The following is a 12,701-nucleotide window of genomic DNA, read 5'->3' on the forward strand; positions in this document are numbered from 1 at the left end:
AACACTTTTCGGACAGGGGGTTGTGAAATACCCTCTAATGAAAATCGCGCGATTTTGGTAAAATACGCACATTTCTCGGGTGATGTGCCATCTGCGATGGTGCCGTCAGGTGTGGGGCATCACGTCCGCCAAGCCGGTTCAGTGCCGCCGAGTGGTCCTCGAGATTTGCTGCCACCAGATGTACGACTCCTTCCGGGCTGCGCTGGATCTGCCCTTCGACATGGATCAGCCGCGCACCCATGATCACGCTGCGGAACTTTTTCATAATCTTTGGCCAGACCACGATATTGGCAATGCCGGTTTCGTCCTCGATGGTGAGAAAGACCACGCCCTTGGCGCTGCCGGGGCGCTGGCGCACCGTGACGACGCCTGCCACTTTGCCACGCGCCTTATCCATCCCGTCCTGCACGGAGCGGCAGGTAGAAACACCTTCTCGCGCCAGTTCGTCGCGCAGATAATGCAGCGGATGACCTTTTAGCGACAGCCGTGTCGTTTCATAATCAGCGATCACATGCTCGCTTTCGGCCATTGGCGGCAGTTGGCTTGGTGGCTCTTGTGCCAGTTCGCTTGCTGCGGCCGCCTGGAAGAGCGGCAATGTCTCGTCATTGGGCAGGCGACGCACGGCCCAGAGTGCCGAACGCCGGCCGATGTCGAGCGAGCCGAAGGCATCGGCATCGGCAAGCGCGGTAAAAGCGCGGCGGTCGAGCCGCAGACGGCGGTGCATGTCCTCGATCGTGCGATAAGGCTCTGCCCTCTCAGTAACCAGCAGTTTGGCGTTGCCCTTGGAAAAGCCCTCGATCTGCCTAAACCCGAGCCGCAGGGCGGGGCGGGTAGCGGGCGTGTCTTCCAGCATATTGTCCCAATGGCTGAAATTCACATCGACCGGACGAACCTCCACGCCATGGTCGCGGGCATCGCGCACGATCTGCGCGGGCGCATAAAACCCCATCGGCTGTGAATTAAGCAATGCTGCGGCAAAGACTTCCGGGTGATGGCATTTCAGCCAGGCGGAAATATAAACCAGAAGCGCAAAGCTCGCCGCATGGCTTTCGGGAAAGCCATATTCGCCAAACCCCTTGATCTGGTTGAAGCAGTTTTCGGCAAAGGTCCGGTCATAGCCACGCGTTACCATGCCCTCGACCATTTTTTTCTCCATGGTGCCTATGGTGCCCATCTTCCGGAAGGTCGCCATGGCGCGGCGCAATAGATTGGCTTCGTCGGGCGTGAACTGTGCCGCCTCAATGGCGATGCGCATGGCCTGTTCCTGAAACAGCGGCACGCCCAAGGTTTTTCCCAGAATTTTTTTCAACTCGTCCGGTTTGCCATGTTGCGGGGAGGGCGCAGGATAGTTGACTTTTTCCTGTTCATTGCGCCGTCGGAGATAGGGATGCACCATGTCGCCCTGAATAGGACCGGGTCGCACGATGGCGACCTCGATGACGAGGTCATAGAATTTTCGGGGTTTCAGGCGCGGCAGCATGTTCATCTGCGCGCGGCTTTCCACCTGAAAAACGCCGAGCGAATCGCCCTTGCACAGCATGTCGTAGACGGCTTCGTCGTCCTGCTCGACCGTTGCCAGCGTCAGCTTCCTGCCGCCATAAAAATGCGGCTTGTGCTCATATATGAGGTCGAAAGCTTTGCGGATGCAGGTCAGCATGCCGAGCGACAGCACATCGACCTTCATCAGCCCCAGTTCGTCGATATCGTCCTTGTCCCATTCGATGAAGGACCGTTTTTCCATCGCCGCCGGGCCGATCGGCACGGTTTCGTCGAGCCGGTGGCGGGCCAGAACGAAGCCGCCGACATGCTGCGACAGGTGGCGGGGAAAGCCGATAAGGTCGATGGCAAGTTCTACCGCCCGCCGGATGAGCGGATTGTCGGGATCAAGGCCTGCCTGCCTGATATGGCCGGGGTCGATGGCACCGCCCGATATGCCCCAGACCGTATTGGCGAGTGCTGCCGTCACATCCTCTGTCAGCCCCAGCGCCTTGCCCACATCGCGGATGGCGCTACGCGAACGATAGCGGATGACGGTCGCGACAATCGCAGCACGGTCCCGGCCATAACGTTCATAGACATATTGCATCACTTGCTCGCGCCGCTCATGCTCGAAATCGACGTCGATATCCGGCGGCTCCTTGCGCTCTTTCGACAGAAAGCGCTCGAAAAGAAGATCGGATTTGTCGGGGTCCACGCCGGTGACACCGAGGCAGAAACAGACAGCGGAATTGGCCGCCGAACCGCGCCCCTGACAAAGGATTTTTTCCTTGCGTGCATACTGCACGATGTCGTGGACGGTCAGAAAATAGGCCGCATAATCGAGCTCGGCAATCAGCGCCAGTTCCTTATCGATGAGGTCGCGCACTTTCTGGGGTATGTCCGCGCCGTAATGGCTGGCGGCTCCCTCCCAGACGAGGTCGTGCAGATGCTGCTGTGGTGTCTTGCCGGGCGGCACCGGTTCGTCGGGATAATCATAGCTTAATTCATCGAGCCGGAAGCTGATGGGGGCGACGAAATCGGCGGTGGCAGCGATGGCTCCGGGATAATCGCGGAAAAGCCTACGCATTTCCTGACCCGGTTTCAGATGGCGCTCGGCATTTTTTTCAAGAGACCGCCCGGCGGCAAAGACGGTTGTGTGATGGCGCGTGGCGTTCAGCACATCCTGAAGTGCCCGCCGGTCGGGATGATGATAGAGCGCGTCATTGGTGGCGAGAAGCGGGATACCAGCTTCTGCCGCCAGAGCGGCAATGCGTTGCGCGCGCCTTGCATCCGCGCCCTGATGCGGCATGGTCAGTGCCACCCACACGCATCCGGGCGCCGCCTTGGCGATTTCAGCAAGGCGTTCAGGGAAATCTGTGGCTTCATCTTCTGGCGGAAAGACGGCAATCTGGAACTGGCGCGCACGAAATAGAAAATCGGACCATTGGAGATGACATTCGCCTTTGATGGCGGCGCGCTCCTTGCCTTCGGTCAACAGACGGCAAAGCTGGCCATAGGCGGCGCGATCACGTGGATAGACCACCATTTCCGGTGTGCCGTCGGCAAAGGACAGGCGGCAGCCGATGAACAGCCGGAAAGCCGAATTTTTCCGCAAATCCTTCCACGCGGCGTGCGCCCGCACTACGCCGGCCAGCGTGTTGCGGTCGGCAATGCCGATGCCGGAAAGACCGATGGCATGCGCCTGCAGCACCAGTTCCTGCGGGTGTGACGCGCCTTCAAGGAAGGAGAAATTGCTGGCCGCCGCCATCTCGTAACAGGGGGTGATCATGCGAAAAGCCCATGCAGAAACCAGCGCGGCTGGTTTGCGCCATCATAAAGTCCCTCACGGAACAGCCAGAAGCGTTGGCCGTTTTCGTCCTCAACCCGATAATAATCGCGCAGTTCCGGCATTTTTGTGCCGATGGACAACCACCATTCCGGTTCGATCCGTTCCGGACCTTCGGCAAGGCGGATACGATGGTGCACCCGCCGCCACACGAAGAAAGTAGGCGGGCTGTCGGGCACCTCGGCTACGGTATCGACGGGCTGCGGCGGCTGGAAGAGTTTTATCGGGCGCTCCGGGGGCGTGCTGGAAAAGTCGGGAAAAGCGGAGCTGTCTTTGCCTTTTCCATTAAGGGCAGGATACAGACTAAAAGCGCGCTCGGGCATATGGGTGTCACGCGAAAAGGGGATGAGTACATGGTCTGGTCCGAGCCGTGCGGAAAGCCGGTCGATCAGTTGGCCGAAACCGGCCTTGTCTTCCTCGTGTTGGTCAAGCCCGGTCTGGTGCTGGCGGATCCGTGTTGTGCGTAATGCGGAAAGCCGGATGAGGTCGAAACCGAACCCGGCGTCGAGCGGATCGACAAGCCCGCCAAGCCGTTCGCGCACAAGGCGCAGGAAAATTGGTGCGTCACGCAGTGGCTGGCCGGTCTCGACCGGGATATGACGCATTGCGCCGTCGACACGAAAAAATGAGGATTCCACCAGAAGCGCGCCCTTGCCGTCCCCCTCAAGCTGTGTGAACAGATCCCGCGCCAATTGTAAAATGATATGCTCAATGCGTTCCATAGTCGTCACCGGCTCGGACAGGCGGCAGGCGCTCGTCGCATAAGGCTCAATGCGCAGCGGTGAAATAGGAGTGCTTGTCTGGCGTGCCAGCCGGTCGAGTTTTGCAGCAAGCTCCGGTCCGAACCGAGCGGTGAGGGCAGCTCGCGGCAGTGCGCTCACATCGCCGATCTTTTTAAGCCCGGCGCGTTTGAGACCGGTTTCGGTTGCCTCATCAAGTTCGAGGGCGGCAATTGGCAGGCGTGGCAAAAGCCGGTCTGTTTCATTCGGCATGAAAACGCCGCCATCGCTGTTGCGCGCCAGAAGGCGTGCTGCAAGACTGTTGTCGGCGATTGCGGCGCGCGCGGTAAAGCCCGTGCGCGCAAGGCGCTGGATCATATCGGCGCGCAGGCCGTGAGGACCACCAAAAAGATGCGCGCAGCCGGTAATATCCAGCATCAGCCCATAGGGCTCATCGAATGCGACAAGCGGCGTATAGCGTTCGCACCAATGGGCAAGCCTGCTTAATAGGGCGTGGTCGCGCTCGGGTTCGGCGGTTGCGACAGTGAGTGTCTCCACCCGCGCCCGCGCATCGGTCAGCGCCATGCCGGAGAAAAGCCCGAGCGCCGCAGCACTTGCATCGACGGCGCTAAGGCGCAAGGCATTGGCTGTGCGCTCGGTTATAACAAGCGGTGGATTGATGAGCGTTTCAGGTCGGGCGTTGCGATAAAGCCGGTCCGTTGGCAGAAACGGGAACCAGATTGCGAGAAATGCGCGTTCCGGCATTGTCTTGCGTTGCGCCGCTTGGGCCGAATTCAAGCCTGTCATTGTTCCATTCCATGATCCATTGCCCGCAGGTGCCGTGGCGGTTGCGTTCCAGAACGGCGGAAAAGGTGGGGTTCCCGGGCGCATTGGCACCGGCAGAGCGCGAAGGTGCCGCGGCGATGCGCCAGCGACTGACCGCAGCGCTCGACTGGCCCGAGGGGTGGCTTTTCAACAGCAGGACCGTAAGCCCACTGGCTTCCGCCGCAAGCAGCAGGCGGCGCGAGGCGGTGAGGTCGAGGCATTGCGGCTGGCCGGTGATAGAAGTGACGACGGCAGACAGGTGAGCCTTGCCGTTGCCTGCTTCCAGTGCATCATTGGCAGCCTTCAGCACCTGTCTTGCATCGGGGCAACGGACGATCAGAAGGGCTGTGGGGTCGATGCCAAAAGCGGCGAGCCCCGGCGGGTAAATTCCGCCATATTCTGCTGCCGCCCTTTCTTCCTCGATCCAGACGATTGGACGCTTTCTTGTTGCCATGCGGCATGAAAGAGCCAACGAAAAGCCCGATGCCGCCATGGTCGCGCCGGGGTTTTCCGCAACAATCTCATGCAAAGCATTGCCAGCCAGCCCATGCGGAAATGCCTGATCCGCACCCTCATGGCCGAGCGTAAAGCTGCGGGAGCGCCCGCCATTTTCTCCGTCCGCTGCAAAACCGCCTTGCGGATCGTTGCCTTCAATGGCCGTAACCATGCGTCGCAACGCCGCCATATCCAAGCTGCCCACGTCAACAATTCCTGTAATTTGCTGATAGCTGTCCCGTCACCTGTGCGTTGCGCCGATGCTGGAAACAGTTGTATGTTCTTCATTTGTTCTAGTATTGAATCGAGTCTGGCAAGAGTCAAGTGCCAAGAATCGATTGTCATGGGGCGGCATTCTCCTTTATATGAAACATATATGATTCATATAAAGGTCAAGCCGTGGGTATTGTGAAAATCAGTGATGAACTGCATGAGGAAGTGCGCAAGGCAAGCGATGTCATGTGCCGCTCCATCAATGCGCAGGCCGAATACTGGATGACGGTCGGCATGCTGGCGCAGACCAATCCCGACATGTCGTTCAATGAAATCGTGCAGATGCAATTGCGCGGCGCGCAAGTGGAAATTCCTGCTTTGCCTGTACGTGCATCATGATCAAGACGCCTGCCGAACTGGAAAAGATGGCGGCTTCCGGCGCGTTGCTGGCATCCGTCTTTACGCTGATTGATTCTCTGCCGCTTGCGGGCATGACGACGATGCAGGTCAATGATTGCGTTGAGGATTATATCGTGCGCGAACTGAAAGCCCGGCCCGCCAGCAAGGGGCAATATGATTATCCCTATGTGCTCAATGCATCGCGCAATCAGGTCGTCTGCCACGGCATGCCGTCGGATGACGCGGTGATTGCCGATGGCGAGATCATCAATTTCGATATCACGCTGGAAAAGGATGGCTATATCGCTGATTCCAGCAAGACCTATATGGTCGGCGCGGTCGCGCCCTTTGCCTCGCGGCTGGTGCGCGTGACCTATGAGGCGCTGTGGAAGGGCATTGCCGCCGTGCGTCCTGGTGCAACGCTGGGCGATATCGGCTATGCTATCGAGCGGCATGCCAAGCGCCATGATTACAGTGTCGTGCGTGATTATTGCGGTCATGGGATCGGGCGCGAAATGCATGAGGAGCCGCAGGTTCTACATTTCGGCAAACCCGGCACCGGCGAGGGGCTGCGCGAAGGCATGGTCTTTACCATCGAGCCGATGCTCAATCAGGGCACGGCAAAGGTTACGACCGAGAAAGACGGCTGGACGGTGGTGACGAAAGACGGAAAGCTCTCGGCGCAGTTCGAGCATACGGTTGCCGTCACAAGCCAGGGCGTGCGCGTGCTGACGTTACGCCCGGGCGAGGAAAAGATGCTGGCTGGTATCCGAAACGCGGCCTGAATCAGATTTTTTCGGCCATTTTCAAAAGTGAGACGATCACGCCACCAATCAGCATACAGGCTGAAAGGATAATGCCCAGAATGAGCGGCACATATGTAAGCGGAGAAACGTAAGGCGCGACTTCGATCTGGAAATCGGAGCGGATGTTTTGCGGGGTGAGACAGGTGATCTCATAATTGCCCGGCGCTGCGCATTCGAAATGGCCCAATGGATAGGATGCATTGCCGCTCATATCTGTCTTGTTGGCGGAGAGCAAAGCGCGGCCCAGCGCGTGATAAGGTACCTCCACCCCGGATGCATGTGACCGGATTGTAAAATCTGCGGAAAAATGCGCGCGACCGGTGATGAAGCTCAAAGGCGGAAACACCACGTTGATCGTATATTGCCCGGCTTTGCTTAAGCGGACTGTCTGCGGTTTGGTCTTGGATGAAAAGCGGTGGCGGAGGGCTGTAGCAAGTTTCATCAGGGCTGAAACCGAGCGCACCAGCAGATAAAGCCCAAGGCGACTGAGGCAGCCATTGCTGAATAAAAAATCACGATGTCAGTCTTCATAGACAGGCTCTATCATGAAAAAAGCCCCGCCTGAGCGGGGCTTTCCGTGTGAACCAGACGGCCTATTTGCGGTCGCGGGCAGCAAGCGTGCGCAAACGCAGCGCATTGAGCTTGATGAAGCCTGCCGCATCCTTCTGGTCATAAGCGCCGTGATCATCCTCAAAGGTGACGAGCTTGTCGGAATAAAGCGATTTGTCCGATTCCCGGCCTGTGACTATGACATTGCCCTTATAGAGCTTGAGGGTTACTTCGCCTTCGACATGTTTCTGGCTCAGATCAATGGCTGCTTGCAGCATTTCGCGCTCCGGCGAGAACCAGAAGCCGTAATAGATGAGTTCTGCATAGCGCGGCATCAACTCGTCTTTAAGGTGTGCGGCACCGCGGTCGAGCGTGATCGATTCAATCGCACGGTGCGCTGCGAGCAGGATCGTGCCGCCCGGCGTTTCATAGACGCCGCGTGATTTCATGCCGACAAAACGGTTTTCGACCAGATCGAGACGACCAATGCCGTTGTCACGACCGTATTCGTTGAGCTTGGTCAGCAGCATTGCCGGAGACAGGCGCTCGCCATTGATGGAAACCGCGTCGCCCTTCTCGAAACCGATCTTGATGATGGTTGGCTGATCGGGTGCGGTTTCGGGCGAAATGGTGCGCATATGCACATATTCAGGCGCTTCCAGTGCCGGGTCTTCCAGAACCTTACCCTCAGATGATGAGTGCAGAAGATTGGCGTCAACCGAGAACGGGGCCTCGCCCTTTTTGTCCTTTGCGACCGGAATCTGGTGCTGTTCGGCGAATTCCAGGAGATGCGTGCGGCTCTTGAACGACCAGTCGCGCCATGGCGCGATGATCTTGATGTCGGGGTTGAGAGCATAGGCCGCAAGCTCAAAACGGACCTGATCGTTGCCCTTGCCGGTCGCACCATGCGCAATGGCGTCGGCACCGGTCTTTTTGGCGATCTCGATCAGGTGCTTGGAAATCAGCGGACGGGCAATGGAAGTGCCGAGCAGGTAAACACCTTCATAAACGGCATTGGCACGGAACATCGGGAAGACGAAATCGCGCACGAATTCCTCGCGAACGTCCTCGATAAAGATTTCCTTGATGCCGAGCATTTCCGCTTTTTTGCGGGCTGGTTCAAGTTCTTCGCCCTGACCCAGATCAGCGGTAAAGGTCACGACTTCCGCGCCCAGTTCCGTTTGCAGCCACTTCAGGATAATCGAGGTATCGAGACCGCCCGAATAGGCGAGAACGACTTTTTTAACGTCTTTCCACTTGCTCATAATTCACTTCCGTTCGATGCGCTGATGGCCGCAGGGTGGCGGCCGAAAAACTTAATCTCGAAAGTCTTTTATCAGTTGTCCAAGGCGGTGCAAGCCGCATGGCGCCGACTTATCAAAAAGAGCGAAAAAAGCGATAGCCGTGAAAAGAAATCCGTGTCTTTTTCGCATTTTCCCACGCAAAACCGCTTCACACTTTTGCTGGAAATGCGTTAGCTTGCAGCAAATCTCTGGAGTTTTATCCATGTCGTTTCTGACGAATCTGACCTTCATCCCCGAATGGACTGTTTTTGCCCAGTTCGTGATTGCCACGATCATTTTGACCATCACGCCGGGACCGGACATGACGCTGTTCGTGGGCCGTGCGCTGTCGGAGGGCAAGGGCGCGGGCTTTGCCTGTATGGCAGGGGCCAGCACCGGCATCATCATCCATACCAGCATGGTGGCGTTAGGGCTGTCGGCGCTGATCCTTGCATCACCTGCAGCCTTCACCGCGCTGAAAGTGATTGGCGCGGGTTATCTGGTCTGGCTTGCCGTGCAGGCGATCCGCAAGGGATCGGCTTTTTCGCCGGAAAAGAGCGGCGGGCGCAAGCATACCCTGTTTCAGAACTGGCTGACGGGGCTCGGCATCAACCTGCTCAATCCCAAAATCATCCTGTTCAACATGACGTTCCTGCCGCAATTTGTCTCGGCGCATGATCCGCATGCCATGGGAAAGCTGTTTTTTCTCGGGCTGTCGTTTATTCCGCTGGCGCTGCCGCTGACCATTCCCATGATCTTGGCAGCCGACCGTTTTGCGGGGCTTTTGAAAAAGAACCCTACGGTCACGCGCGTCGTTGACTGGCTGTTTGCGGGAATTTTCTCGGCTTTTGCGCTGAAAATCATTACCGCGCAGGCGAAATAGCTTTACTGCGCCGGGCGGTTTGCAAGCCGTCCGGCATTGCGTCCCGCTATCAGCCAGTAGACGAAGCCCGCAATCAGTCCCGCAAAGGCGTAGCTTGCAAAGAGGAAGAGTGCTGCGATGATGCTGAGGCCAGAAGTGAACAGCATAGCCGTTCCTGCCGCAGCGGTTGCGATCACAACGCCGCTCAGTCCGTAAAACTGGGGCGGGCGCTTCTTGCATGCTTCCGCAAAGATGATGAGGATCAGCGCCGGAATGAAACTGAAGGCACCAGCAAACGTTGACATCATCGTTCCGCCACGCCAGATGGCAGACCAAAATCCGGCCGTTTGTGGATCGGCTATCAGCGCTCTCAAGTCATGAAGAAAGCTGATGGAACCACTTAAAATCAATATGATAATTGCCAGAGAAAAGCCGGATGCCAGAACGGCCAGACAATAACCAATCAAAATCGTCATAAATCGTGAGATATAATCGGAAGTATCGTGCAAGGTGTGCATCCTTTTAAAATAATATTAAATATTTATAATGTAGAAATAATGTTATAATTTTTGTACACGAATAACTATATTATGGCTTTCATGTGTCTTTGTGTTATTTAAAATTATAGTCTCATTATTGTGATGTCTATTCGTGGCAGATTTGCTGCTTGCAGGTCAGCATATGAAACTCACGTTTTAATCAGCCGTCCGGCATTGCGACCGGCGATCAGCCAGTAGACGAAGCCGCCGACAATACCGGCGCAGGCACTCGCCAGCACCAGAAGTGAGATGTGCGAAAAATCCCGGCTGTCGTTGAAAGGCACGATTGCGCCTGCGCTCGCAAGCCCGATCACACCGCCGAAAATCGCATAAAAGAGAGACGAGCGATAGCTGCGGATTTCGGCCAACATTACGATGACTAGAGTGGGCAACAGGCTGATGCCGCCGCCCAGCATGGCAAAGACAATTCCGCCGATGAAAACGCTGCTCCAGAAGCTTGACGCCACCCACGCAGCACCTGCATCGGTGCTGTCAGCCAGCATGACGAAATCCTGCATCATCGCATCCACGCCGATAGTACGAAACAGGATCGCGGTCAAAAACCAGCCTGCGGCCAGAAGCGCACAGCAATAGCCGAACACGATGACCGCAAACCGCATGATAGTGTCGAACGTGTCGTTCATTCACCGTGTCCGGCGATCATCATGGCTTCAAGCGCCAGACGCTCGCTCTTTCGCATGCGCTCTGATTCCGACTTCAACTGACCGCAGGCGGCCAGAATATCGCGCCCGCGCGGGGTGCGGATAGGGGACGCGTAACCGGCGGCATTGACGTAATCGGCAAAGCGCTCGATCTGCTCCCAGTCCGAGCACTGGTAGTTGGTGCCCGGCCACGGGTTGAACGGGATCAGGTTGATCTTGGCGGGAATGCCCTGAAGCGTTTTGACCAGCAGTTTTGCATCCTCAAGGCTGTCATTGACGTCTTTCAACATCACATATTCAAAGGTGATACGCTTGGCATTCGAAAGGCCCGGATATTCACGGCAGGCCTTGATCAACTGTTCCAACGGATATTTCTTGTTGATCGGTACCAGAAGGTCGCGCAATTCATCACGCACGGCATGCAGCGAGATGGCGAGCATCACGCCGATTTCCTCGCCGGTGCGGTAAATTTCCGGCACCACACCAGAGGTCGAAAGCGTGATGCGGCGCTTGGAGAGGGATAGACCGTCGCCATCAGAGGCAATCAGCAGCGCCTTTTTCACTTCCTCGAAATTATAGAGCGGCTCGCCCATGCCCATCATCACGATATTGGTGATCTTGCGGCCCTCGGCTGGCACCATCGCGCCATCCGGCGTGTCCTTGTCGGGAAAATCACCGAGACGGTCACGCGCCGTCAAAAGCTGCGCCAGAATTTCCTCAGATGTGAGATTGCGCACCAGCTTTTGCGTACCGGTATGGCAGAAGGTGCAGGTCAGCGTGCAGCCGACCTGTGAGGAAATGCACAGCGTTCCGCGCCCTTCTTCGGGGATATAAACGCTTTCAATCTCGACCGGACGGCCAGCGCCGCGCGGTGGAAAGCGAAACAGCCATTTGCGGGTGCCGTCTTGCGAGATTTGTTCCTCGACCACTTCAGGGCGAGCAATGGTAAAATTCTCGGAAAGTGTTGCGCGTAAATCCTTGGAGATGTTGCGCATATCGGCAAAATCGGAAACGCCGCGCACATAAAGCCAGTGCCAGATCTGGCTTATACGCATCTTGACCTGACGCTCGGGGATGCCAGCCTCGATCAGCGTAGCGGCCAGCTCTTCCCGCGTCAGACCGATCAGCGAAGGTTTTACGGCCTGATTGGCGCGCGCATAGCGCGCAAGCTCATCGCGCGTATCGTCAAGGGTGAGGTCGAACGAAAGGGCCATCGTGTCTATTGCGTCTTCAACTGTTAAAAGGCATCCAAGATCACGCAAAATTCTGCGGATTGAATATGCCTGTTCCGGGTCGGTTATGACTATATGGGCGCGATCAACGGGATATGCGAGCCCTGTTGCGCGTGCTCATAACACAGAATAGCGCGCGCGTCATCTGGTGCAACGCGAAGCTGCCATGCGCGGCATGCACACAAAAAAGCCGAAGCAGCTGCTCCGGCTTTGAATAATGATTATTGCATCAAGCCTATTTGCAATTCTGAATAGCCGCGAGAGCGGCTGAAATGCCCTTGAGCGAATAGGTATAGCTGGTCTTGGTGCCGCGCTTGGATTGCGCCTCGACCTTCAACTCCTGACCGCCTTTCATGGCGGCGACGAGTTTTGGCTCTTCAGCGGCATTTTCCATCCAGCCGGACTTGCCGTTGACGAACATGGTGAAGCGGTTGTTGCCGACCGAAGCGATGACCTTTGCGTTGGTATTGAGGTCGTAGCCAGCCATGAATTGCGGCTCGAAGCTCACATTCTGGCCCGGCTTCTGGCTCACCAGAAAGAAATTATCACCATGATCGACATTGGTTGGCGATTTTTGGCTCGGCACGGAGAGCACATAGCAAACCTTGCCGTTGCCCGCCTTGTAGCTATAGGCACCCCAGGCGTCGAACTGCTTTATCTGCGTCGGTGTCTGGGCCAGCGCCGGGCCTGCCATTGCAATCATGAACACCGAAGCTGCGACGATCGATTTTCCAAGCATTGTTTTTACCGGTTCTCTTTCGTTTGCTTCAAACTCGAATATCGGGATGCCGC

At 56.9% G+C, this 12,701-nt stretch carries 12 protein-coding genes; 3 read left to right on the plus strand and 9 right to left on the minus strand.

The window, feature by feature from the left end; genetic code table 11:
- Nucleotides 1–34: 34 nt before the first annotated feature.
- Genes AAIB41_RS10315 through AAIB41_RS10325 form a run of 3 tightly spaced genes read right to left on the minus strand, consistent with a single transcriptional unit; the run spans nt 35 to nt 5,569 of the window.
- On the minus strand, nt 35–3,265 hold the full coding sequence (locus AAIB41_RS10315) for an error-prone DNA polymerase (RefSeq protein ID WP_343314739.1): 3,231 nt from the start codon (nt 3,263–3,265) through the stop codon (nt 35–37).
- Nucleotides 3,265–4,707: a DNA polymerase Y family protein gene (locus tag AAIB41_RS10320; RefSeq protein ID WP_343314740.1), complete on the minus strand. Its 1,443-nt coding sequence runs from the start codon at nt 4,705–4,707 to the stop codon at nt 3,265–3,267. The genes AAIB41_RS10315 and AAIB41_RS10320 overlap by 1 nt, the downstream gene beginning before the upstream one ends.
- Nucleotides 4,708–4,732: 25 nt before the next feature.
- Nucleotides 4,733–5,569, minus strand: a complete 837-nt coding sequence (locus AAIB41_RS10325) for a hypothetical protein (RefSeq protein ID WP_343313250.1) — start codon at nt 5,567–5,569, stop codon at nt 4,733–4,735.
- A gap of 194 nt (nt 5,570–5,763) precedes the next feature.
- Between AAIB41_RS10325 and AAIB41_RS10330 the strand changes: the two genes are divergently transcribed.
- Together AAIB41_RS10330 and map are read left to right on the plus strand one after the other, a co-directional pair.
- A complete protein-coding gene (locus AAIB41_RS10330; RefSeq protein WP_343313252.1) occupies nt 5,764–5,976 on the plus strand; it encodes a ParD-like family protein in 213 nt (70 codons plus the stop codon).
- Entirely contained in the window at nt 5,973–6,761 is a 789-nt protein-coding gene (gene map / locus AAIB41_RS10335; RefSeq protein WP_343313254.1) for a type I methionyl aminopeptidase, read from the plus strand. The genes AAIB41_RS10330 and map overlap by 4 nt, the downstream gene beginning before the upstream one ends.
- A gap of 1 nt (nt 6,762) precedes the next feature.
- On the opposite strand, the gene AAIB41_RS10340 is transcribed toward map, so the two are convergent.
- Nucleotides 6,763–7,224, minus strand: a complete 462-nt coding sequence (locus tag AAIB41_RS10340) for a hypothetical protein (RefSeq protein ID WP_343313255.1) — start codon at nt 7,222–7,224, stop codon at nt 6,763–6,765.
- Nucleotides 7,225–7,375: 151 nt separating this feature from the next.
- On the minus strand, nt 7,376–8,596 hold the full coding sequence (locus AAIB41_RS10345; protein ID WP_343313257.1) for an argininosuccinate synthase: 1,221 nt from the start codon (nt 8,594–8,596) through the stop codon (nt 7,376–7,378).
- Nucleotides 8,597–8,837: 241 nt separating this feature from the next.
- On the opposite strand from AAIB41_RS10345, the gene AAIB41_RS10350 reads away from it, so the two are divergent.
- Complete coding sequence (locus AAIB41_RS10350) at nt 8,838–9,497, plus strand: LysE family translocator (protein WP_343313258.1); 660 nt, start codon at nt 8,838–8,840, stop codon at nt 9,495–9,497.
- 2 nt (nt 9,498–9,499) lie between these two features.
- Here AAIB41_RS10350 and AAIB41_RS10355 read toward each other — a convergent pair whose 3' ends face one another.
- From AAIB41_RS10355 to AAIB41_RS10370, 4 genes are all read right to left on the minus strand, one after another.
- On the minus strand, nt 9,500–9,985 hold the full coding sequence (locus tag AAIB41_RS10355; RefSeq protein WP_343313259.1) for a hypothetical protein: 486 nt from the start codon (nt 9,983–9,985) through the stop codon (nt 9,500–9,502).
- Between the two features lie 179 nt (nt 9,986–10,164).
- Complete coding sequence (locus tag AAIB41_RS10360; protein WP_343313261.1) at nt 10,165–10,659, minus strand: hypothetical protein; 495 nt, start codon at nt 10,657–10,659, stop codon at nt 10,165–10,167.
- A complete protein-coding gene (gene rlmN / locus AAIB41_RS10365) occupies nt 10,656–11,891 on the minus strand; it encodes a 23S rRNA (adenine(2503)-C(2))-methyltransferase RlmN (protein WP_343313263.1) in 1,236 nt (411 codons plus the stop codon). The genes AAIB41_RS10360 and rlmN overlap by 4 nt, the downstream gene beginning before the upstream one ends.
- A gap of 253 nt (nt 11,892–12,144) precedes the next feature.
- The gene (locus AAIB41_RS10370) at nt 12,145–12,648 is read right to left on the minus strand and encodes an invasion associated locus B family protein (protein ID WP_343313265.1); all 504 of its coding nucleotides are present in this window, start codon (nt 12,646–12,648) and stop codon (nt 12,145–12,147) included.
- Nucleotides 12,649–12,701: the final 53 nt, after the last annotated feature.

This window comes from Brucella sp. BE17 (assembly GCF_039545455.1).
Classification (GTDB): domain Bacteria; phylum Pseudomonadota; class Alphaproteobacteria; order Rhizobiales; family Rhizobiaceae; genus Brucella.